Here is a 20,798-nt window from a genome sequence, read left to right as displayed (position 1 = left end):
CCAGGCCGTCGGAGGCCGGGTCGATGCCGACCATCGCACCCATTTCGATGTTCTGGCCGTGGCGCAGGATCTTGATCATCAAGTCCGTGCCGATGTTGCCGCTGCCGATGATGGCAGCCTTGAGTTTGCGGGTCATCGCATTTGCCTTCGCTAAAAAATCAGTCGATGGAAGCGCCGCTGGCCTTGACCAGCGGTGCCCAGCGCGCGGCTTCGGCCTGCATGAACTGGCCGAACTGCGCGGGTGTGGAGGGGAAAGCCTGCATGCCCTGTTCGGCAAAGCGCTTTTGCACTTCGGGGTCCTTCATGGCCGCATGCATGGCGTCATTGAGGCGCTGCACGACGGGCGCGGGCGTGCCGGCCCTGGCCACGGCGCCAAACCACACCTGGGCGTCGAGCCCGCTCAAACCGAGTTCGAGCAGCGTGGGCACCTGGGGCATCTGCGGCGCGCGTTCCGTGGCCGCGATGGCCAGGGGGCGCAGCTTCCTGCCCGCGATCAGCGGCGCGGTGCTGATCACCGGGTCGAACATCATGTCGACCTGGCCGGCCATCAGGTCCTGCAGGCCGGGCGCCGAACCCTTGTAGGGCACATGCGTGTACTGGCCCTGGGTCTGGGCGCGGAACACTTCGCCCAGCAGATGGCCTATCGAGCCCGGGCCCTGCGAGGCAAAGCTCAGGCCCTTGGCCTCGGTCTTCGCCGCCTTGACCAGGCCATCGACATCCTTGATCGGGCTGTTCTCGGGCACCACCAGCACCAGGGGCGAGCGGATCAGCGACGTGATGGGCGTGAAATCCTTGAACGGGTCATAGGAGAACTTGCGAAACAGCACCGGGTTGATGGCGAACATTTCGGTCGCGCCCACGTAGATCGCGTGGCCGTCCGCGGGCGCCTGGCGCACCTGGGCGGCCGCGATCTGCCCGCCGCCGCCGGGCTTGTTCTCGACGATCACCGCCTTGCCCAGGTTCTCGCCCATCTTCAGCGCCAGCGCGCGCGCCACGGTGTCGGTGATGCCGCCCGCGGGAAACGGCACGACCATGGTGATCTGGCGCTGGGGGAAAGCCGCCGACTGGGCAAAGCCCATCACGGGCAAAGCCATTGCGCAGGCAAGCAGGAATTGTCGTTTCGAAACCATTTTTTTTGTCTCCTTGATCGTGTTCTAAAAAAATCAGTTGCCGAACTGGGCGTTGACCACGCCCACGCCCGAGATCCGCGCCTCGAAGCGGTCGCCGGCCTTCACCGCCACCATGGGGCCCAGCGCGCCGGTCAGCACCAGGTCGCCCGCGCGCAGCGGCTGGCCCAGCGCGGCCAGCTTGCGCGCCAGCCACACGGCCGCATTCAACGGGTGGCCCAGGCAGGCCGCGCCACTGCCGGTGGAAACCACTTCGCCGTTGCAGCGCATTTCCATCGCGCAGGCCTTGAGGTCCAGGCCATCGAGCCGCGTGGGCACGGCGCCCAGCACCAGCAGGCCGCTCGAAGCGTTGTCGGCCACGGTATCGATGAAGCGGATATCCCAGTTGGCAATGCGGCTGCCGACGATCTCCATGGCCGGCAGCACGTAGTCGGTGGCGTTGATCACGTCGACCAGCGTCGCGTCACGCAGGTCCAGGTCGCGCTTGAGCACCAGCGCCACTTCGGCCTCGACCTTGGGCTGCAGCGTGCGCGCCAGCGCAATCGGCTCGTCATCGCCATGGACCATGTCGGCAAACAGCGTGCCGAAGTCGGGCTGGTCCACGCCCAGCTGCTTTTGCACGGCCAGCGACGTCAGGCCGATCTTGCGCCCGACAATGCGCCGGCCCCGGGCCTGCGCATGGGCGACGTTGACCATCTGCACCGCATAGGCGGCTTCAGCGTCCGGAATTTCCGTACGCAAGGGTGCGATCGGCTGGCGCTCGGCCTCGGCCTGGCGCAGCGCCGCGGCCCAGCGCTCGATGTGCTCCGATGTATTCATGGGGATTGCCTTTCAGGAACGGGTAAGGGGAGCGCGGTTGTGCATCAGCAAGATGCCGTAGCCCGCGATGAATTCGGGAATCGCCTGGTAGTGGCGCATCTCGCAATGCAGCGTTTCGCCTGCACCGGGCGAGGCCAGCGCGGCGCGCGCCACGACCCAGGACTTGGACTCATGCGCCGACAGCCCGGCGTGCTGCGCGATCGCGGCCTCGCCCTGGGCGGCAAACGCGCTCCAGTCGCCCTGCTCGCTGGCCTGCATCCACTGCGCGTCCCACTGCGGGTTCAGCGGCTTCATCGCCGAGCTGCCGCTGGCCAGCGCCACGCCCGCAGCCATCACGCGCTCGGTCTTGGCCGCGACTTCCTGCGCGGTCGGCGTGCGTGCGCAGGTGATGCGCTCGCGCACCGCGGCATCGTGGTGCTCCATGGTCGGCACGGGCGGCTCATGGGACAGCCCGCCCGAGCCGATCACCAGCGTGCGCTGCGGCAGGCCGTCCAGAAAGGCGCCTATCGCCTGGCCGAGCTGCACGCAGCGGCGCACGCGCGCAATGCCGGGCTGGGCCACCGCGTTGATGAAGATCGGCAGCACCGGCGGCGTATCGAGCCCGCCCCAGAGAAACTGCAGCGCCTGCACGAAGCCATGGTCGACCTTCATGCGGCGCGAGACCGCGATGTCGAAATCGGCCTCCATCAGGTGCTCGGCCAGGCCCAGCGCCAGCGCCGCGTCCACGTTCAGCGGCCCCGCGGGCGTGAGGTAGTCGCCGACCGAAGTCGCTTCGGAGCCTATGCAAAACGGCGGCATCAGCTCGTTGAAAAAGCCGTTGTAATGGTCGGGCCCGACCAGCACCACGAGTTCAGGATCGAAGCGCTGCACCAGCGCGCGCGCCTGCGCCACCGCCGCGTCGAGCTGCTGCTGCACCGCGGCGTCGACCGCGTTCAGGCCATAGAGCGGCGAATGCGACATGCCCAGAAAGGCGCGTTCCGAAATGTTGCGCGACATTCAGGCCTCCACGGGCTGGGCCATCAGCCGCGCCAGCTGGTGGCTCACGGCATCGACTTCCTGGGGGCTGGCCATGGCCGCGACGAAGCGGTCCGGGCGAATGAACACCACGGCCTTCTTCTGCGCGCCGAACCAGTCCTTGATCCGGCCCTGCGTGTCCTGGAGCAGCGTCACATGGGGCGGGGCCATCGCGCTGCGGCTCATCTGGCCCAGGGGTTTGACACAGAGGAAGCGCACGCCCGTGCGCTCCCAGAACGCGCGCACTTCGGGCGCCATGCCGCAGGTCGGGTCCGTGCCCCAGGCAAGGATCGCAAAGCGCAGGCCGATCACATCGTCGAGCTTGTGCGTGGCCCCGTCCTCGGTCGTGACCTGCGGCTGGATGAACATCCGGCCCACGGGGCTGGGCTCCACGCTTTCAAAGCCGTTGAGCAGGCGCCCGACAAACGATTCCTTCTTCTCGGCCACCAGCCCCAGCAGGCGGCCCAGCGGCGTATCGCCCGAGCGCGTGAGCAGGCCGCCCAGCGCCGAAGGCGCGCCCGACGGGGACGCATGCAGCACCAGCCCCTTTTCATAGCGCGGCATGGGCTTGAAGCGCATCTCGGCGAAGTACTGCTTCACGGGGGGCACGGCATTCATCGCCAGCATCACGGTATCGCGCACCTTGGCCGCGGTCGCGCTCTCGGGCGCGAAGATGTCGCCCGCGACTTCGGACAGGTGGATCATCGAGCGCGCGTGGTCGCGGCGCTCTTCGGTATAGCTGTCGAGCAGCGCATCGCCCGCCTTGCCCTGCACCACCAGCGCCAGCTTCCACGCGAGGTTGCTTGCATCGCGCATGCCGCTGTTGTAGCCCTGGCCCTGCCAGACCGGCATGATGTGGGCCGCGTCGCCGGCCAGGAAGATCCGCTGCACGCGGAACGTCGCGGCCAGGCGCGCGTTGTGGGTGTAGACGCGCTTGCGGATGTAATCGACCTTGTCGGGATCGGCGACCACCTTGGACATCAGCCGCGCCATGGCCTCGGGCTTGAACAGTTCCTCCTCGGTCTCGCCCGGCATCACCATGAACTCGAAGCGCCGTATGCCATGCGGCAAGGCCGCCGACACATAGGGGCGCTCGGGATCGCAGTGCATGCCTATATGGGGCGTGCCCAGCGGGTCGTTGCGCACGTCGACCACGATCCACTGGTTGGGCTTGGTGCGGCCCTCGAACGCCACATTCAGCGTGCGGCGGATCAGGCTGTTGCCGCCATCGCAGGCCACGAGGTAGCGCGCGCGCAAGGTCCGCTTTTCGCCCTGCGCATTCTCGACTTCGAGCGCCACGCCTTGCGCGCCCTGCGATACCGTGCACACGTTCTGGCCGAACAGCACCTGCACCTGGGCGTAGCGTTGAAGGCCTTCGTAGAGAATCTGGTCGACTTCGGGCTGGATGAAGGCATTGCGCCGCGACCAGCCAAACTCGTCGGTGCGCGGCTCTATGGACGCAAAGCACTTGCCGCTGGCCGTGTAAAAGCGCATCCAGTGGTAGGGCGTGATGTGCTTTTGCACTTCGCCGGTCAGCCCCGCGGTCTGCAAGGTGCGCAGCGATTCATCGTCGATGCCGATGGCGCGCGGGTAGTCGATGATGCTGGCCAGCTTCTCCACCACCAGCGTCTTCACGCCGGCCTGCCCCAGGATGTTGGCCGTCGTCAGGCCCACCGGCCCGGCACCAATGACCAGGACCTCTGCGTCCAGTCCGGAAGTTGTCTCTCGCGCTTGTTCTGTCATGTCCCTGGTCCTTGCTCATTACGCCTTGCGGGGTGGTCTGGGGCGGATTGCCGAATGCCCGCCAGACCCCCTCGGATGCACACTTTTTCCGGAATCGCTCCGGATCACTGGCTGACATGAATTGTGTGGACGCCCTTGAAACCGGTAAACTGAGTGCACCAGGTGCACCATGAACCACGGGTAAATACCAGGAAAAACGCGCCATGCAGGACAAAACGCTTGCCTCCAGCGAGGCCTACAAGGACATCCGCAGCCTGGCCCGCGGCATTGCCCTGCTCAAATGCATGAACCAGATGCCCGGTGGCACGGCCACCACGACCGAGCTGGGCCAGATGACTCAGGTGCACCGCACCACGGTCAAGCGCATGCTCGAGACACTGCGCAGTTGCGGCCTGGTGCGGCCCACCGAGCAGGAAGGGCAGTACTGCCTGACGTTCGAAGTCAAGCGCCTGAGCGAAGGTTTCATCGAGGATGAATGGATCAGCCAGGTCGCGACGCCGCTGATGCGCAGCAGCGTGAAGCAATTGATGTGGCCCTGCGACCTGGCGACGATGGAAGCCGGATTCCTCGTGGTGCGCGAGAGCACGCATCGCTTCAGCCTGCTGTCCCAGCACCAGGCGATGATCGGCGAGCGACTGCCCCTTTTCGTCACGGCGATAGGCCGCGCCTACCTCGCGGCCTGCGACCCCGAGCAGCTCGAGAGCATCCTGCAGCTGCTGTGCCAGCGCCCCGACTGGATAGGCGACATGGCCAGGGACCGCAAAGGCATAGACGCGCTGGTGCAGGCAACCCGCGCGCGCGGCTATGCGCGCAACAGCGGCGAATGGGCCAAGGAGTCCGATTTCTCGGCCATAGGCGTGGCCGTGATGGGCACGGACCAGGTCATAGGCGCGATCAACATGATCTACCCGAATGCCTCGGTCGATGAACAGACCGTCGAGCGCAAATACCTGCCCTTGCTGCAAAAGCTCGCCTACCGGATCGGCCGCGACAGCACGCCCTGGCGGGAATGAAGCCATGCACGCCCACAGTGCGCAACGCGGACTCGGGATCGCACGCGACATCGGCGCACAAGGATTGCCCCTCGGAAATGGCAATCACTGCCAAAATGCGCATCTGCCGCAGCGCATGATTGCAGCGCGCGAGCGCACGCCCTGCCCTGTCCTGGCCCCTTTCCCACGCGGCATGCAGCTGCGTTGATCACGTGTCTACCCTCATCGACCGCATATTCCTGTTGATCATCCCGGCGTGCATGCTGCTTCTCGGGGCCACGCTCATCGGTTGCTGGCTGGTGCAGCGCCGCCGCCGCTATCTGCTGTGGGTCGCGAGCAGCTACACGCTCGTCGGCAGTGCACTCGCCTGGCAAAGCCTGATGGTCCTTGCAGACCTTCACCGCTGGGCGATCGTCACGGGCGTGATGTACCTGTTCGGCGCCTGGTGCTTTGCGCGCGGCATGGCCGGCTACTACGCGGTCTCGGCGCGCCCCAGAATCGGCCTGCTCATTGGCGCCGTGGTGCTGCTGGCGCTCTATTACTACAGCCGGATCGAAGTCGACCTGTGGATGCGCATGCATTGGCTCAACGCGGGCCTGGGACTGCTGCAGCTGCTGCCCGCGGGGCGCATCCTGCAGCGCCGCCTGCCCACGGCCGGGCTGGAGCGCGCAATGTACTGGCTGTACGTACTGTTCGCGATCAACACCAGCGTGCGCCCACTGCTGTCGCTTGTCATCGGCAGCCGGGGCGAGAACGCCGCATCCTTCTCTTCCTACTGGCTGATGATGCTGGCCACCACCTTGCTCTTCGCACTGCTGTTCACCATGCTGCTGCTGGCCAACACGGTGCGCGACGCCATGACCGCGCTGCGCGCGGAGCGCAACATGGACCCGCTGACCAACCTGCTCAACCGCCGCGCCTTCCAGGAAGCGGCCGAGCCCCTGCTGCGCGACCCGCGGCAGGGCCCATGGACCCTGCTCATCGGCGACATCGACCATTTCAAGCGCATCAACGACACCTGGGGCCATGCCCACGGCGACCACGTTCTGCAGACCGTGGCCGGCGCGCTCACCCAGCAGGTGCGCAACGAAGACCTGGTCGCGCGCTTCGGCGGCGAGGAATTCGTGCTGCTGCTGCGCACCGACCTCGCGAGCGCCGAGAGCATTGCCCAGCGCATCCGCACCCAGTTGAGCGAAGACAAGAAACTGCTGCCCAACGGCGGGCGCATGACCATCAGTTTCGGCATCGTGCCCATCGCCGACCTGGCCGAGCTTTCCGCCTCGCTGTCCCATGCGGACCGCCTGCTCTACCAGGCCAAGCAGGCGGGGCGGGACAGGGTGCATGTGGCGCGGCCCGCGGGTGAAACGCCGGCGCTGTGACGCCTGTGGAAGCCTGTGGAACTTGGAGGCTCGGAAGGAATCCGCAAGCCATGGCCGCCGGACTTCCCGCTGCCGGGGCCGCGTCACGCCCTGGAAGGGAGTTGCATGTACGATGCATGTCTGCACATTCGGAGACACCTATGCGCTGGATTCTGGCCGCCGCGACGATCGCCTTGACCACCTTGGCAATGCCCACCATGGCACAGGTGCACAAGTGCAAGGATGCGAGCGGGAGGACGATCTACGCCGATGCGCCGTGCGCCGCCGGTCAGTCGGATGAACTGCTCGAGCGCCGACGCACGCAAAGCGAGATCGACCAGGAACGCATGCAGGCAGCCGAAGCGAACGAGCGCAGGGAGCGCGCGGAGGCCGACAGACAAGCGTCCCGGTTGTTCGAAAGGCAGCAAGGCCAGGCTGCCCCCGCTGCCAGCCAAGCTGCAGTGCAGGACAAGGCCTCGTCGCTCGAGTGCAAGGCGGCCACAAAGGACCTGGCGTTTGTGAGCAACATTCGCACCCTCTCGCAAGATGAAAAGCGCATGCGCACCAATGCCGCCATTGCACGGGTCAACGCAAGCTGTGGATCAAACACCCAGCTGATGCAGGAGCCTCCACAACTGATCATGGGTCCGGCAAACATCACCCATTGCGCACCTGGATTTTGCTACGACGACCAGGGCGGCGTGTATCACCAGGCCGGGCCGGACTTGATGACCGGGCCGAACGGCCGGACCTGCCATCGTGCGGGGAAAAGGTGGAATTGCAACTGATGTAAAGCTGTTCGCGCCCATCGCTTTCTCGCACCTTGCGCGCCGGCAGGCGCTTCGCAGCCCGCGCAGCAAATCCCATATACTTGCTTTCAGTCTGTTGAGTGCTTTTGTGCAGCTGGCAGGTGCGGGTCGCTGGGAACCTACACTTAAGCTACACCGAGAATATATGCAGGTGTGGTTTCATAGATGCAGGATGAGGCAAAAAGCCAAAGCCGGCGCGGAAACTTCACCTGAAAAATCAAGCACTTACAGACAAAAGTCGTTCAACTTCAACGACTTACAAGACGCGGGCGTAGTTCAATGGCAGAACTTTTGCTTCCCAAGCAAATAGCACGGGTTCGATTCCCGTCGCCCGCTCCAGAATTCCCCCATCTCGACGAGCACTCAGCGGGCTCGCTTGCGGTGCCGAGGATGGTCCTGGGATACCACCTATTTCAGGCATCCAGATCCAGAGGAACACCGTGCTCACCGGAATGAATCACCTGACGCTTGCCGTGCGAGAGCTTTCACGCAGTGTTGATTTTTACCAGCGCCTTCTTGGCTTTCGGCCGGTTGCGCGCTGGCGCACAGGTGCGTATCTGGAACTGGGCAGCTTGTGGCTCTGTCTTTCGGTCGACGATCTGAAATCCCCTGGACCGGCGCCTGACTACACGCACTACGCATTCACGATTGCGCAGGAGCACTTCGGCACGTTCGCCCAAAGGCTCAGCGAGCAAGGTATTGCGCAATGGAAGGAGAACCGCAGCGAAGGAGATTCGCTGTATTTCCTGGACCCTGACGGCCACAAGCTTGAGGCCCATGTGGGCGGCCTGGCCGAGCGCATGGCCCAATGCCGCGCATCGCCCTACGCCGACATGGAATTCCTTGAATAGGCAAGGACGACTGCCCCGGATCAGGGGCAGTCTCGGATCAGCAGGCTCAGACTGCGGGCTTCTTGCACGCCTTGTCGCGGCTGGCTTCGTCGGGCAGCTTGATGGTGCCGGACAGCTCCACCGAATTGTTGCTGCCGTCTCTGGCGAGGAGGTTGTCGAAAGTGACCGTGCCCAGCGTCAGATTGACTTTCGCCTTGGTGAGGTTGGTGCCTTCCTTCACGAAGTCGTAGGTGGTGTCCTTGATCTTGATGTTGTCGCCGTGCAGCGCCGGGGTGGCGCTGCCGTTGGGATAGGCGTAGCGAATATCGCCCATCATGGCGAGCGTGCGGTCGCCCGTGAGCTTGGTGAAATTGTCGAAGTCGAACGCGCACTCGTTCGGACCGATGTCGCCGGTGTCGGCAACGCCGGTCAGCCCCACATTGCCGCTGCCGTACCAGCCGTTGAGGTGGGTGTCCGTGGCCTGGGAGATGCGCAGGATGCCGATGTCGCCGCTGGGTTCGGTGTCGTCGTCATTGCCGCCGCCACAGGCGCTCAATGCCAGTGCCGCACCGAGGGTGAGGGCGTAAAAAAACTTCTTTTGTGTCCAATGGATATTGCGCATGGGGGCCCTGCGTTGATGAGGTGAAAGCAGGAGGTCACCTGCGTTGGTCTTGCGGGACCGCGAAGCTTCGATGTTCGCAAACCCCAGGGTGGATGCGCGTTCAGGAAGGGGAGCACTCCATGCCAGTCAAAACGCCACGCGCCTGTAGCGAAACTCCTACGCGGGCGAACGCACCCACACATCTGGTTTCCATTGATGCGCCGCCGGCCAACCGAATGTCATCAATGGACGACAGACAACGCGCCGCGGGCTTGCGACGCTCGGGATTCGTTTCCAACCACAGCGGGGATCCCACATGCCTTTTGTCAATCTTCCTCAATACGCAGGCCAGGATCTGCAACTGCACTACCAGGATTTCGGCCAGGGAAAGCCGGTCGTTCTGATCCATGGCTGGCCGCTGAGCGGCCGCACCTGGGAGGCGCAGGTCGGACCGCTGGTCACGGCCGGCTTGCGGGTGATCACTTATGACCGGCGCGGCTTTGGCCATTCGACCCAGCCCTGGGACGGCTATGACTACGACACACTGGCCCAGGACCTGCACATCCTGCTCAACAGCCTGAACCTGCATGGCGCGACGCTCGTCGGCTTTTCCATGGGCGGCGGCGAAGTCGCGCGCTATGTCGCCAAGTACGGCACCGAGCGCGTGACCAAGGCGGTATTCGCGGCAGCGGTGCCGCCCTACCTGTTCAAGGCCGACGACAACCCCGAAGGCGCGGTCTCGGACGAAGACATCGCGGCCAAGCAGAAGGGCGTGCGCGACGACAGGCTTGCATTCCTCGACGAATTCACGCAGAAGTTCTTTACGCCCAAAGGGGGAGAACTGGCGGTGAGCGAAGCCCAGCGCGAATACGCCAGGACCATTGCCGCGTTTGCCTCGCCGCAGGGCACGCACGACTGCATCGCCGCGTTCTCGCGCACCGACTTTCGCGAAGACCTGAAGCAATTCAACATCCCGACGCTGGTGATCCATGGCGACAGCGACCAGACCGTGCCGTTCGAAGTCAGCGGCGCGCGCACGCACCAGGCGATTGCCGGCTGCAAGCTGCACCTGATCAAAGGCGGCCCGCACGGCTGCAACCTGTCGCACGCGGCGGAGTTCAACCAGGCGTTGCTGGACTTCCTGCAGGGGCGGTGAACGGGGCGCGCGGCGCGGCCTGCCGCCTGTCGGAAGAACCGCGCAAGACGACGCGCCCTGGCCTTATCCGGACGAGCCACCCGCGCAAGCATGCTGTGCGTCTTGTCTTGAAAGGCCCCCATGCCCCTGTCGACTTCGCTGCGCACCCGCGTTTACCCCCCACCGGCGCTGCTGCTGTGCGCGCTGGCGGGCCTGGCACAGGCCCAACAGGCCTACACGCCAGCCGCGCCTGCGCTCTCGCCCTCCTCGGTGGCCGTGCTCGCGGGCGCCTGCGTGAGCTGCCACGGGCCCCACGGCTACTCGACCACCGCCATTCCTAGCATTGCCGGCCAGTCTGAACGCCGCCTGCACGAGCGGCTGCAAGCCTTCAAGGACGGCTCGGCGCGCGACGCGACCATCATGACGCGGCTGATGAGGGGCTATGACGACCAGCAGATCCAGGCCCTGGCCCAATGGTTTGCGCAGGTGCCGTGATGCCGGCATTGACGCACTCCCTCTCGCGCCGCGCGCTGCTCACGGGCCTGGGCACGCTGGCCATGCCGGCGCTTGTGCGCGCGCAAGCCGCTTCGGCCCATGTGGTCGTGGTCGGCGGCGGGTTTGGCGGAGCCGCTGCCGCGCGCCATCTTCGCCTGTACCACGGCACGCTGCGCATCACCCTGGTCGAGCCCGCAGCACGCCACTACACCTGCGCGTTTTCAAGCCACTACCTCGCGGGCCTGCGCGATTGGGAAAGCCTGGGCCATGGCTTTGACGCGCTGCGCGCCATGGGCATCGACGTGGTGCACGCAGCGGCCGTGGACGTGGACCCCGTGGGCCGGACCATCGCCCTGTCCGACGGCCAGCGGCTTGTCTGGGACAAGCTCGTGCTGTCGCCGGGCGTCGACATGCGCTGGGGGCAGCTCGCCGGCTACGACGCCCAGGCCTCCATGCATGCCCCCCATGCCTGGAAAGCCGGCGCGCAGACGCGCCTGCTGCGCGAGCAGCTCCAGGCCATGCCCGATGGCGGCACCTTCGCGATAGTGATTCCGCCAAGCCCCTATCGCTGCCCGCCCGGCCCGTATGAGCGCGCGGCGCTGGTCGCGCATTATTTTCGCGCGCACAAGCCCCGCTCCAGGATACTGCTGCTCGACGCCAAGAACGATTTCTCCAAGAAGCCGCTGTTCCTGCAGGGCTGGAAAGCCTTGTACGGCGACATGATCGACTGGCGCAGTCTGGACGACGACGGCCAGGCGGTTCGCATCGATGCGCTGCGGCGCGAAGTCGAGACCGCGTCGGGCGCGCTGCACCACGCTCATGTGCTCAACGTGATACCGCCTCAGAAGGCGGGGTGGATCGCCGAGCGCGCGGGAGTCACCGACGCGAGCGGCTGGGTGCCCGTCAAGGCCACGAATTTCGAGTCCCGGCAGCAGGCCCATGTGCATGTGATCGGCGACGCCAGCATCGCCGCGCCCATGCCCAAGTCGGGCGCCAGCGCGAACTCCCAGGGCCGGCTCGTCGCCGCGGCGATCAGCGCCGAACTGCAGGGGCAGGCAGCGCCCCAGGCCTGGTACACCAATACCTGCTACAGCCTGATCGGGCCCGAACACGGCATCTCGGTGGCTGGCGTCTACCGCGCACAAAACGACAGGCTGCTCGAAGTCGCGGGCGCGGGCGGCATCAGCCCGCTCGATGCCCCGGCCTGGTTCCGCGCGGCCGAAGCGCGCTATGGCGCGGCCTGGTATACGGCGATCGGTGCCGATACCTGGGGCCACTGAAAGCCCACATTCCGGCGGCCCGGGCGAGCACGCAGGCGCGAATGAAAAAAAGGATGCTGTTTGGCGGTTAACATCCGCGCAGACATGACGAAGCGTTCCCGCAAGGCCAGCCGCAAGCGCACCCGCAAGAGTGCCCTGCTTTCCAAGATCAACGACCTGCTGCGGATGCGCAGGTTCTGGCTCGGCCTGACTTCGTCGGCGGCCGTGGGCCACCAGGTCGCGGGTTGTACGCCCAACGCGGGTTGGTACGAAAGCTTGCTGGCCAAGGCGTCGGCCGTGATCGGCCCGCCACTGCTCGCCTCGGTGACGTCGCTGGTGGGGCCGGCGGCCGCATCGGCGCTGGCCGCGCTGGCGCCGCTGGCCGATGGGCTGACCCGGTATGCGTTCAACGATCTGCTGGGCCTGCCGACCACGACGGCCGGCAGCGCGGCCACGCCCGCAGGCGGTGGCCTAGGCAGCCAGGGCAGCACGGCCACGCAGTTCTCGCAGTGCCGCCAGCATTTCCCGGGCGGCGTGCCGCCCGTGGTGCCGCGGGCCGACGATCTGCGCGAGCTTTGCTACAGCAGCTTCGCGGTGCTGCACAGCGGCAGCCACAAGACGCCGGTGTTCGTCGCCGAACGGCTCAACCGCGCCAGCATCACCCAGGCCAAGGGCCTGCAGCGCACCGACCGCTTCTTTGCCGATGCCCGCCTGCCGCGCGCCGAACGCGCCGAGCTCGCCGACTACCAGGGCTCGGGCTATTCGCGCGGCCACATGGCCCCGGCAGGCAATATGGCCAGCGCCGAAGCCATGGCGCAGAGCTTCAGCCTGGCGAACATGGTGCCGCAGAACCAGGCCCACAACGCCGGGGCCTGGAGCCAGATCGAACAGGACACACGCCGCTATGCGCAGCGCGCGCAGGGCGATATCTATGTGTTCACCGGCCCGGTGTTCACGGGCCCGGCCAGGACCATAGGCCCGGGCAAGGTCCAGGTGCCCAGCCATCTGTTCAAGCTGGTGTATGACGCCAGCACCGGCAGGAGCTGGGCCCACTGGCAGGCCAATGCGGCCGGCACGCGCGCCAGCGCACCGATCAGCTACGAGGAACTGGTGCGCCGCAGCGGCATTCGCTTCCTGCCGGGATAGCCAGCTCCCCCTCCAGCCCAAGGCGATGGCCGGCGCTCGCGGCGCGTCAGCCAACGCAAGGACTGCGCCGTCGTTGCGCCTACTTCTTCAGGCACTGGCCCATGAAGGACTTGCGGTCGTCGCCGGTCTTTCCCGTGGCCTGGGAATTGCACAACTTCATGCGCTCCTGCTGCAGTTTCTTGCCGTTCGAAAGACAGGACTTCATGAACGCCTTGCGCTCATCGCCTTTCTTGCCCGTGGCTTCGGTATTGCAGGTGCCCATCAGTTTTTGCTGCGGAGTAGGAACTTTGTCTGCGGCCAGGCCCAAGCTGGCAGCCAGGGCCAAGGCGGCCAGTGCGACGAATTGCTTCATGAGATACGCCCCCGAATACGCTGACGACCAGCGCCTGGCCATTGCATCACATCCTCGCGCTTTCCTGAAGCCATGCTTGCCCGCAGCGCGCGCCGTCCTGTTCAGGGCAGTGGATTCAACGCCCGCTGGCTCTCGAAATACCGGTGCTCGCCGCTCAGCGGGTCGCGAAAGGCCAGCGAGCGCGCGAGCAATTGCAGCGGCTGCGAAAAATCGCCTTCGGCCGCGTCGTTGACTTGCGGGTACAGCGTGTCGCCGCGCAGCGCCAGCCCCAGCGACGCCATGTGCACGCGCAGCTGGTGGCGCTTGCCGGTCACCGGTGCGAGGCGGTAGCGCGCCCAGTCGCCCGCCCTTTCGAGCACCTGCATCTGCGTGAAGCTGTTGGGTGCGCCTTCGACTTCGTGCATGCGAAAGAAATGGCCGCTTTCCTCCATCCGGCTCGCATGTTCGCGTGGAAAAGACACGCTCTCGCGCCAGGGCGCGACCGCTTCGTAGGTCTTGTCGACGGCGCGCTCGCGAAACAGCGCCTGGTAGCGCCCGCGCGTTGCGCGCTGCACGGAAAACAGCACCAGGCCCGCGGTCTCGCGGTCTATGCGGTGGATGGGAGAGAGTTCCGGCAAGTCCAGCGCGCGCTTGAGGCGCACCAGCAGGCTGTTTTGCAGGTAGCGCCCGGCCGGCACCACGGGCAGGAAATGGGGCTTGTCGGCCACCAGCAGGTGGTCATCGCGAAACAGCACCTGGGCTTCGAACGGCACGCGCACCTCGTTGTCCAGCGTGCGGTAGTAGTACACGCGCAGGCCTGGCACCACCTGGCGCTCGGGCAGCACGCGCTGCGCGTGCTCGTCGACCACTTCCCCGGCCTGCATGCGCGCCTGCCAGTCGGCGCGCGCAACGGCCGGCAGACGTTCGGCGAGGAAATCGAGGATGCTGCCTTCGCCCTGGTTGGGCAGGGCAATGCAACTGGGGCTGACCCCGTCGCGCATGGGCAGAACTTTGGGATCGTGCGGGTTGTGCATGGCGGCGTGATTTTAGGCCTATTGGAGCCGCATTCCGGCCCCCGAGCCGCTGCCCCCCGTGCAGCTACAAAGCGTTGCACTCCCCGTGGCCGACTGCGCGCGAACCTGCGCCTGCGGGCATCCGGCCTGTAAGCCAATGGCGCAAGCGGCTGCCGCGCGCTTGGATGCGGCCTCCTGCGGGGCTAGGATGCAGTCATCCTGCGGCCGAGGACGGTTGCTCGCGGTTACTGCCGCGCCTTTTTTGACTTGCCCTTGCCCCGCTACAGCCCTTTCATGACCCCTTCAGAACACCAAGACACCTCTGCGGCCAGTCCCGCCCAGCGCCATCGGGCGCTGCGCTGGACCGCGGGCATCGTCGCGCTGCTGCTGGCCCTGCTGGTCGCGGCCATCCTGTTCATCCTCTATGCCGACCTGAACCGCTACAAGCCCTGGATAGCGCAGAAAGTCAGCGAGGCCACGGGCCGCAGTTTCTCCATCGCCGGGCCGCTGACGGCCCGATGGCAGTGGCCTCAGCCGCTCGATACCGGCTGGCGGCACTGGGTGCCGGGCGTCACCCTGCATGCCGAGCAGCTCACGCTGGGCAACCCCGTCGATTTCCCCACGCCCGAAGCGCCCGAGCGCGCGGCGGCCGGCCTGCCGGCCTTGCCCACGCGCAAGGCCCTGGACACGCTCTTGCCCCGGGACGATGCGAAGACGCCTGCGGCCCGGGCCGGCGCCGCCCAGCCCGTGGCCGCCCAGGCAGGCAGCGACACGCCTGCGCCCGCCGCCGCGCGTGACGCCGCGACCATGGCCAGCATTGCCCACGCCAGCGCCTCGCTGCGCCTGTGGCCGCTGCTCGCGCGCCAGTTGCAGATCGACACGCTGGTGCTCGACGGGCCCGACATCGTCTTTGCGCGGCGCAAGGACGGCAAGGTCAACTGGCAATTCGAGCGCCCCGAGCCCGGCGCCACGCCCTGGCAATTCGACGTCGGCGAGCTGCGCATCCAGCAAGGCTGGCTGGGCTACGTCGACGGCAGCATCGATCTTGCCGTGCGCGCGCGTCTCGCATCCGTCGACAACGCGCCCGCTGACAGCCCCTACGGCCTGGGCTTTGCGCTCACGGGCCGCTATGGCAAGGCCCAGGTCGCGGGCCGGGGCAAGGCCGGCCCGGTGCTGAGCCTGCGTGAACAAAAGGTCGACTATCCCTTGCAGTTCTCGGCCAGCGCGGGCAGCGTCGCGGCCACGGCCGAAGGCATTCTGGCCAACCCGGTGTCGCTGTCGGGCCTGGATTTCGACGTCACGCTCAAGGCCGCGAGCATGGCCGACCTCTACCCGCTCACCGGCCTGGTACTGCCCAACACGCCGCCTTTCGAGACCCGCGGCCATCTGAGCGGCAGCCTCGCGCCCGAAAAGGCGGTCTGGAAATACGAGGACTTCCGCGGCAAGGTCGGCCGCAGCGACCTGCAGGGCCATCTGACCTACACCTCGGGCAAGCCCCGGCCACGCCTCGAAGGCAGCATGCGCTCGGAGCAGCTGCGCCTGGCCGACCTCGTGCCCGTGCTGGGCACTTCCGAAGCCAAGGCCGAGCGCGCCAAGGCCACGGGCGGCAAGATCCTGCCCGACGACACTTTCGACATCGGCCGCTGGAACGCGATGGACCTCGATCTGCAATTCGACGGCAAGCACATCGTCAGTTCGGACACGCTACCGATCAACGCCTTGAGCACGCATGCCATCCTGAAAGACGGCGTGCTGCGCCTGGACCCGCTGCGCTTCGACGTTGCAAAGGGCAGGTTCGACACCGTCGTGGTGCTCGACAGCAACAGGCAACCGCTGCAGGGCGAGATCAAGGGCACGGTCGCGGGCCTCAAGCTGTCGGCGCTGTTCCCCAAGGTCGAGCTGATGGAAAAAAGCCTGGGCCAGATGGATGGCGCGGTGGCGCTCAGCGCCCAGGGCAACTCGGTCGCCAAGCTGCTGGGCACGAGCACGGGCGAGTTCAAGCTGTTCGTGCGCGACGGCACCTTGAGCCGCCAGCTGCTCGATCTCGCGGCGCTCAATGTCGGCTCCATCGTGGTCGCCAAGCTGTTCGGCGACGACAAGGAAGTCAAGCTGCAGTGCGCGGTCGCCGATTTCGCGGTGCGCCAGGGCGTGGCCCAGGCCCGGGTCGCAAAACTTGCCACGCCCGAAGCCAATGTCGAAGCCACGGGCACGATAGACATGGCCAACGAACAGTTCGACCTGCGCATCAAGCCCGAATCGCTGGAATGGAAGTTTTTCTCGCTGCGCACGCCGCTGTACGTGCGCGGGCCGTTCTCCCAGCCCAAGGTCGGGCCCCAGGCCGGGCCGCTGCTGCTGCGCGCGGGCGCCGCGGCCGCGGCGATTGCGATCGCGCCGGTCGCGCTGGCGCTGGTGCCTATCACCGTGCCCGGCGCCGAAGACGACGCCAATTGCAGCCAGCTGCTGGCCCAGGGCCGGGCCGCGGTACAGTCGGGCAGCAAGGGCGCGAACAAGAAGCCGCCCGCGCCCTGAGGCGGCGTTGCGGCTAGACGCGGGGGGCGTCGGCCGGCGTATCGTCGCCCGGTGCCTTGCGAACCTCTTCGCCCGCCTCTTCACCCGCCTCTTCGCCCGCCTGCCGGCCCGCAGCCAGGCACCAGTCGGCCAGCGCATGCTCCATGGGCCCGGCGCGCTCTAGCAGTTGCGGCCAGCGCCGCAGGCAGTTGTTGGCAATGGCTTCGAGCTGCCACACGGCTTCGCGGTGCAGCAGCGCGAGTTCGGCCATGCCCTGCAGGTCTTCCTTGAGATAGCCCAGCAGGCCGGGCAGCTGCTGGGGGTGCGAGCCGGCCTGGGCGAGCTCCTTTTCAAGCGCCTTGAGACGTCCGTCGAGCCAGACCACGGCACGGTCCACGGGCCGTGCGGAGGTTCTGGCCAGCGCCGGCGAAGCAAGCGGCAGCGAAGCCGGCAACTGCGCGCGCATCTCGGCCCAGCGCGCAAAACCCTGGCCCAGCAGCGCCGTCATGGTCTGCACTTCGTCCAGCAGCGGCCCTATCTCCAGGCCTGCGTCGACATCGCCCGCGAGCAGGGGCAGTATCTTGCGCACCAGGTCCGGGGGGTAGCGGCGGTGGTTCATGCGCAGCATCAACGACAGGCGCGAGCCCGCCATGTCGGCATACTTTTCGTGGAATGCCGAGACCACCTCGGCCAGTATCAGCATCTGCCCCATCGGTGAGATATCTGCCCCCTGCAGGCCGCGCGGGTAGCCGCTGCCGTCCATGCATTCATGGTGTTCGAGCACGGCGATCTGCACCGACAGCGGGTAGACGCGCTGCTCGCGCAGCACCCACATCGCCGTCACCGAATGCGCGACCAGTTGCTTGCGCTCCGCAGGCGTCAGTTTGTGGCCGGCATCGGTCCAGGCCGGCGGCATGTAGAGCATGCCGATGTCGTGCAGCAGCCCGGCCGCCGCCAGCGGAACGCATTCGCGCTCGGTCCAGCCGGCCTCGAGCGCGAGGTACAGCGCCACCAGCATCATCTGCAGGCTGTGGGCGTAGAGTTCGGGCCGCTGCTCGCGCATCAGCGTCAGCTTGAAGGCAATCGGCCTGGGCAGGGGTATGAAGCGCAGCGGCGTGAGCAGGCGGTCCACGCCGCCCAGCGCCGCCACCAGGCTGCGGACCAGGCCCACGGTTTCGCACTGCACCATGACTTCGGCCTCGATCGACTGTATGCAGACCATGTTGTCGACCATCAGGTGGTGGTCTATGGCCTCGCGCAGCGGCGCCTGCACCAGCCGATCATAGAGGCGGCTGTCGATGCGCGCACCGCTCTCGACGAGCTTGATGCCGCGGTCGGTGAAGATAGCGCTGTGCGTGATGACGTTGTCATTTTCGGCCAGCTGCGTGATCGCCCGCAGGAAATGCACGCTGTCGCGCAGATCATCCGGCACCGCATCCGGGTCTGGGAGAGCACTTGTTGACATTCGTTCGAGTGTATTGGGACAGGCCATAAATGTAAGGCCTTGTCAGCGTCTTGCCCCATTGCGGCGCCCTTGCCCCCGACGCCGGCTGCGTTGCCCAAAGAAAACGGCCCTTGCGGGCCGTTGCATTGTTCAGGCAGCGCGCAAAACCTCAGCGCAGCAGCGTCACGCCGGTCTGGGCCTGGACCTGGTCGAAATCGACGCCGTCGGCGAGTTCGACGAGCTTGAGGCCCTCGGGCGTCACATCGAACACGCCCAGGTCGGTGATGATGCGGTCGACCACGCCCACGCCGGTCAGCGGCAAGGTGCACTGCGGCAGGATCTTGAGGTCGGTCGTGCCGTCCTTTTTCTTCGCGACATGCTCCATCAGCACGATCACGCGCTTGACGCCGGCCACAAGGTCCATGGCGCCGCCCATGCCCTTGACCATCTTGCCGGGAATCATCCAGTTGGCCAGGTCGCCTTTTTCACTGACCTGCATCGCGCCCAGGATGGACAGGTTGATCTTGCCGCCGCGTATCATCGCGAACGACTGGTCGCTGCCGAAGATCGCCGAGCCGGGAATGGTCGTGACGGTCTGCTTGCCGGCGTTGATCAGGTCGGCGTCGACCTGGTCCTCGGCCGGAAACGCGCCTATGCCCAGCATGCCGTTTTCCGACTGCAGCCAGACTTCCTTGTCGCCCGTGTGGTTGGCCACCAGGGTGGGAATGCCTATCCCCAAGTTGACATAGAAGCCGTCTTCGAGTTCCTGCGCCGCGCGCGCAGCCATCTGGTCTTGGGTCCACGCCATGGTCAGGCTCCTTGCTTTGCGGTGATGGTGCGCTTTTCGATGCGCTTTTCAGGATTCGGGTTGTGCACGATGCGGTGCACGTAGATACCCGGCAGGTGGATGTCGTCGGGCGCAATCTCGCCGGTCTCTACCACTTCCTCGACTTCGACAATGCAGATCTTGCCGGCCGTGGCCGCCGCGGGGTTGAAGTTGCGCGCGGTCAGGCGGAACTGCAGGTTGCCGCTCTTGTCGGCGCGGTGCGCCTTGACCAGCGACACGTCGGGCACCAGCGAGCGCTCCATGACATAGGTCTCGCCGTCGAACTCGCGCAATTCCTTGCCTTCGGCGACCAGCGTGCCCACGCCGGTCTTGGTGAAGAACGCCGGAATGCCCGCGCCGCCCGCGCGCAGCTTCTCGGCCAGCGTGCCCTGGGGCGTGAATTCGAGCTCCAGCTCGCCCGCGAGGTACTGGCGCTCGAATTCCTTGTTCTCGCCCACATAGGACGAGATCATCTTCTTGATCTGCCGGGTCTCGAGCAGCTTGCCCAGGCCGAAGCCGTCAACGCCCGCATTGTTCGAGATCACCGTGAGATTGCGCACCGCGCTGTCGCGCAGCGCATCGATCAGCGCTTCGGGAATGCCGCACAGGCCAAAGCCGCCGACGGCCAGGGTCTGGCCATCGGCCACCACGCCTTGCAACGCTTGCGCCGCTGAGGGGTAAAGCTTTTTCATTCTTGTCTCCTGGTAAGGGTATGCGCTAGGATACCACGTAGAGAAGTACGTAGTTTTCCGTAAAGACTTGCACTATGGACAGGGCCTATGACTGAGGATTACCGGCTGGCTTTCGAGATGGCGCCCGTGGGCCTGGCGATTTCCCGCAACCGCATCATGACGGATTGCAACCAGCAGTTGTGCACGATGTTCGCCGCGTCGCGCGAACTGCTCGTCGGCCAGTCGTTCCAGGTGCTCTACCCTTCGGTCGAGGAATACGAGCGCCTGGGCCTGCGCATGGCGCCCATCCTGAGCGCCACGGGGCTGTATTCCGACAGCCGCATCATGCGGCGCGCGACGGGCGAAGCGTTCTGGTGCCATGTCTCGGGCCGCACGCTGGAGCGCGGCAACCCGCACGCGGCCGGCGTATGGAGCTTCGAGGACCTGAGCGCGCAGCGCCCCGTCAAGGCCGGCCTCACGGGCCGCGAACGCGAAGTCGCGGCGCGGCTGCTCGAAGGCCTGACCTCCAAGGAAATGGGCAAGGCGCTGGGCATCAGCCACCGCACGGTGGAGATCTACCGCGCGCGCCTGATGCGCAAGTACGGCGCGGCCACGGCCGCCGATCTGGTGCGCAAGCTCACGCTGGGTTAGAACATGTCATAAAAAAACCTATGGCG

At 66.2% G+C, this 20,798-nt stretch carries 20 protein-coding genes, 1 tRNA gene and 1 pseudogene; 11 read left to right on the top strand and 11 right to left on the bottom strand.

The annotated features are described in order from the left end of the window. The 5 genes and pseudogenes from GVL12_RS13965 to GVL12_RS13945 all read right to left on the bottom strand — a co-directional run. A pseudogene (locus GVL12_RS13965) lies at nt 1-136 on the bottom strand (acetaldehyde dehydrogenase); the annotation flags it as partial. A gap of 22 nt (nt 137-158) precedes the next feature. After that, the gene (locus GVL12_RS13960; protein ID WP_159914966.1) at nt 159-1,130 is read right to left on the bottom strand and encodes a tripartite tricarboxylate transporter substrate binding protein; all 972 of its coding nucleotides are present in this window, start codon (nt 1,128-1,130) and stop codon (nt 159-161) included. Between the two features lie 33 nt (nt 1,131-1,163). Then, entirely contained in the window at nt 1,164-1,946 is a 783-nt protein-coding gene (gene mhpD / locus GVL12_RS13955; RefSeq protein WP_159914964.1) for a 2-keto-4-pentenoate hydratase, read from the bottom strand. 12 nt (nt 1,947-1,958) lie between these two features. Next, nucleotides 1,959-2,942, bottom strand: coding sequence for a 3-carboxyethylcatechol 2,3-dioxygenase (locus GVL12_RS13950; protein WP_159914962.1), 984 nt, complete (start codon nt 2,940-2,942; stop codon nt 1,959-1,961). Continuing rightward, nucleotides 2,943-4,703, bottom strand: coding sequence for a bifunctional 3-(3-hydroxy-phenyl)propionate/3-hydroxycinnamic acid hydroxylase (locus tag GVL12_RS13945; RefSeq protein WP_159914960.1), 1,761 nt, complete (start codon nt 4,701-4,703; stop codon nt 2,943-2,945). It lies immediately after the preceding gene. A 203-nt stretch (nt 4,704-4,906) separates the two neighbouring features. Between GVL12_RS13945 and GVL12_RS13940 the strand changes: the two genes are divergently transcribed. The 5 genes from GVL12_RS13940 (at nt 4,907) to fos (ending at nt 8,713) form a co-directional block, all read left to right on the top strand. Beyond that, entirely contained in the window at nt 4,907-5,716 is an 810-nt protein-coding gene (locus GVL12_RS13940; RefSeq protein ID WP_159914958.1) for an IclR family transcriptional regulator C-terminal domain-containing protein, read from the top strand. Nucleotides 5,717-5,955: 239 nt separating this feature from the next. Continuing rightward, entirely contained in the window at nt 5,956-7,074 is a 1,119-nt protein-coding gene (locus tag GVL12_RS13935; protein WP_159914956.1) for a diguanylate cyclase, read from the top strand. Nucleotides 7,075-7,214: 140 nt separating this feature from the next. Continuing rightward, entirely contained in the window at nt 7,215-7,841 is a 627-nt protein-coding gene (locus GVL12_RS13930; RefSeq protein ID WP_159914954.1) for a DUF4124 domain-containing protein, read from the top strand. Nucleotides 7,842-8,127: 286 nt separating this feature from the next. Continuing rightward, nucleotides 8,128-8,201 (top strand) — tRNA-Gly (locus GVL12_RS13925). 101 nt (nt 8,202-8,302) lie between these two features. Beyond that, nucleotides 8,303-8,713: a fosfomycin resistance glutathione transferase gene (fos, locus tag GVL12_RS13920; protein ID WP_159914952.1), complete on the top strand. Its 411-nt coding sequence runs from the start codon at nt 8,303-8,305 to the stop codon at nt 8,711-8,713. A gap of 46 nt (nt 8,714-8,759) precedes the next feature. Here the strand turns inward: fos and GVL12_RS13915 are convergent, their stop codons facing one another. Then, complete coding sequence (locus GVL12_RS13915) at nt 8,760-9,314, bottom strand: hypothetical protein (RefSeq protein WP_159914950.1); 555 nt, start codon at nt 9,312-9,314, stop codon at nt 8,760-8,762. A gap of 295 nt (nt 9,315-9,609) precedes the next feature. Between GVL12_RS13915 and GVL12_RS13910 the strand changes: the two genes are divergently transcribed. The 4 genes from GVL12_RS13910 (at nt 9,610) to GVL12_RS13895 (ending at nt 13,328) form a co-directional block, all read left to right on the top strand. Continuing rightward, a complete protein-coding gene (locus GVL12_RS13910) occupies nt 9,610-10,449 on the top strand; it encodes an alpha/beta fold hydrolase (RefSeq protein WP_159914948.1) in 840 nt (279 codons plus the stop codon). A gap of 120 nt (nt 10,450-10,569) precedes the next feature. Beyond that, on the top strand, nt 10,570-10,923 hold the full coding sequence (locus GVL12_RS13905) for a c-type cytochrome (protein ID WP_159914946.1): 354 nt from the start codon (nt 10,570-10,572) through the stop codon (nt 10,921-10,923). Then, on the top strand, nt 10,923-12,203 hold the full coding sequence (locus GVL12_RS13900) for an NAD(P)/FAD-dependent oxidoreductase (RefSeq protein WP_159914944.1): 1,281 nt from the start codon (nt 10,923-10,925) through the stop codon (nt 12,201-12,203). The genes GVL12_RS13905 and GVL12_RS13900 overlap by 1 nt, the downstream gene beginning before the upstream one ends. A gap of 84 nt (nt 12,204-12,287) precedes the next feature. Next, nucleotides 12,288-13,328 carry a DNA/RNA non-specific endonuclease gene (locus tag GVL12_RS13895; RefSeq protein ID WP_200843743.1) on the top strand — a complete coding sequence of 347 codons (1,041 nt, stop codon included), beginning with the start codon at nt 12,288-12,290 and terminating at the stop codon, nt 13,326-13,328. A 79-nt stretch (nt 13,329-13,407) separates the two neighbouring features. Here the strand turns inward: GVL12_RS13895 and GVL12_RS13890 are convergent, their stop codons facing one another. Then, complete coding sequence (locus GVL12_RS13890; RefSeq protein WP_159914942.1) at nt 13,408-13,680, bottom strand: PsiF family protein; 273 nt, start codon at nt 13,678-13,680, stop codon at nt 13,408-13,410. 101 nt (nt 13,681-13,781) lie between these two features. Further along, nucleotides 13,782-14,660 carry a pseudouridine synthase gene (locus GVL12_RS13885; protein ID WP_200843742.1) on the bottom strand — a complete coding sequence of 293 codons (879 nt, stop codon included), beginning with the start codon at nt 14,658-14,660 and terminating at the stop codon, nt 13,782-13,784. 306 nt (nt 14,661-14,966) lie between these two features. Between GVL12_RS13885 and GVL12_RS13880 the strand changes: the two genes are divergently transcribed. After that, on the top strand, nt 14,967-17,201 hold the full coding sequence (locus tag GVL12_RS13880) for an AsmA family protein (protein WP_159914938.1): 2,235 nt from the start codon (nt 14,967-14,969) through the stop codon (nt 17,199-17,201). Between the two features lie 13 nt (nt 17,202-17,214). On the opposite strand, the gene GVL12_RS13875 is transcribed toward GVL12_RS13880, so the two are convergent. The 3 genes from GVL12_RS13875 to GVL12_RS13865 all read right to left on the bottom strand — a co-directional run bounded on the left by GVL12_RS13875 (nt 17,215) and on the right by GVL12_RS13865 (nt 20,142). Beyond that, nucleotides 17,215-18,645 carry an HD-GYP domain-containing protein gene (locus tag GVL12_RS13875; protein ID WP_159914936.1) on the bottom strand — a complete coding sequence of 477 codons (1,431 nt, stop codon included), beginning with the start codon at nt 18,643-18,645 and terminating at the stop codon, nt 17,215-17,217. A gap of 148 nt (nt 18,646-18,793) precedes the next feature. Further along, nucleotides 18,794-19,432 (bottom strand): 3-oxoacid CoA-transferase subunit B, encoded by a 639-nt coding sequence (locus tag GVL12_RS13870; RefSeq protein ID WP_159914934.1) that lies wholly within the window; start codon nt 19,430-19,432, stop codon nt 18,794-18,796. Nucleotides 19,433-19,434: 2 nt separating this feature from the next. Then, nucleotides 19,435-20,142 carry a CoA transferase subunit A gene (locus tag GVL12_RS13865; protein ID WP_159914932.1) on the bottom strand — a complete coding sequence of 236 codons (708 nt, stop codon included), beginning with the start codon at nt 20,140-20,142 and terminating at the stop codon, nt 19,435-19,437. Between the two features lie 87 nt (nt 20,143-20,229). Between GVL12_RS13865 and GVL12_RS13860 the strand changes: the two genes are divergently transcribed. Beyond that, nucleotides 20,230-20,772 carry a PAS and helix-turn-helix domain-containing protein gene (locus GVL12_RS13860; RefSeq protein ID WP_159914930.1) on the top strand — a complete coding sequence of 181 codons (543 nt, stop codon included), beginning with the start codon at nt 20,230-20,232 and terminating at the stop codon, nt 20,770-20,772. The last annotated feature ends 26 nt before the right edge of the window (nt 20,773-20,798 follow it).

This window comes from Pantoea sp. 18069, assembly GCF_902706035.1.
Classification (GTDB): Bacteria; Pseudomonadota; Gammaproteobacteria; order Burkholderiales; family Burkholderiaceae_C; genus Comamonas.
This window is presented reverse-complemented; position numbering and strand designations above follow the sequence as displayed.

Bases quoted from the DNA above. Each gene is read 5' to 3' on its own strand.
- GVL12_RS13960 (WP_159914966.1), bottom strand. From the start codon at position 1,130: ATGGTTTCGAAACGACAATTCCTGCTTGCCTGCGCAATGGCTTTGCCC.
- mhpD (WP_159914964.1), bottom strand. From the start codon at position 1,946: ATGAATACATCGGAGCACATCGAGCGCTGGGCCGCGGCGCTGCGCCAG.
- GVL12_RS13950 (WP_159914962.1), bottom strand. From the start codon at position 2,942: ATGTCGCGCAACATTTCGGAACGCGCCTTTCTGGGCATGTCGCATTCG.
- GVL12_RS13945 (WP_159914960.1), bottom strand. From the start codon at position 4,703: ATGACAGAACAAGCGCGAGAGACAACTTCCGGACTGGACGCAGAGGTC.
- GVL12_RS13940 (WP_159914958.1), top strand. From the start codon at position 4,907: ATGCAGGACAAAACGCTTGCCTCCAGCGAGGCCTACAAGGACATCCGC.
- GVL12_RS13935 (WP_159914956.1), top strand. From the start codon at position 5,956: ATGCTGCTTCTCGGGGCCACGCTCATCGGTTGCTGGCTGGTGCAGCGC.
- GVL12_RS13930 (WP_159914954.1), top strand. From the start codon at position 7,215: ATGCGCTGGATTCTGGCCGCCGCGACGATCGCCTTGACCACCTTGGCA.
- GVL12_RS13915 (WP_159914950.1), bottom strand. From the start codon at position 9,314: ATGCGCAATATCCATTGGACACAAAAGAAGTTTTTTTACGCCCTCACC.
- GVL12_RS13910 (WP_159914948.1), top strand. From the start codon at position 9,610: ATGCCTTTTGTCAATCTTCCTCAATACGCAGGCCAGGATCTGCAACTG.
- GVL12_RS13905 (WP_159914946.1), top strand. From the start codon at position 10,570: ATGCCCCTGTCGACTTCGCTGCGCACCCGCGTTTACCCCCCACCGGCG.
- GVL12_RS13900 (WP_159914944.1), top strand. From the start codon at position 10,923: ATGCCGGCATTGACGCACTCCCTCTCGCGCCGCGCGCTGCTCACGGGC.
- GVL12_RS13895 (WP_200843743.1), top strand. From the start codon at position 12,288: ATGACGAAGCGTTCCCGCAAGGCCAGCCGCAAGCGCACCCGCAAGAGT.
- GVL12_RS13890 (WP_159914942.1), bottom strand. From the start codon at position 13,680: ATGAAGCAATTCGTCGCACTGGCCGCCTTGGCCCTGGCTGCCAGCTTG.
- GVL12_RS13885 (WP_200843742.1), bottom strand. From the start codon at position 14,660: ATGCGCGACGGGGTCAGCCCCAGTTGCATTGCCCTGCCCAACCAGGGC.
- GVL12_RS13880 (WP_159914938.1), top strand. From the start codon at position 14,967: ATGACCCCTTCAGAACACCAAGACACCTCTGCGGCCAGTCCCGCCCAG.
- GVL12_RS13875 (WP_159914936.1), bottom strand. From the start codon at position 18,645: ATGTCAACAAGTGCTCTCCCAGACCCGGATGCGGTGCCGGATGATCTG.
- GVL12_RS13870 (WP_159914934.1), bottom strand. From the start codon at position 19,432: ATGGCGTGGACCCAAGACCAGATGGCTGCGCGCGCGGCGCAGGAACTC.
- GVL12_RS13865 (WP_159914932.1), bottom strand. From the start codon at position 20,142: ATGAAAAAGCTTTACCCCTCAGCGGCGCAAGCGTTGCAAGGCGTGGTG.
- GVL12_RS13860 (WP_159914930.1), top strand. From the start codon at position 20,230: ATGACTGAGGATTACCGGCTGGCTTTCGAGATGGCGCCCGTGGGCCTG.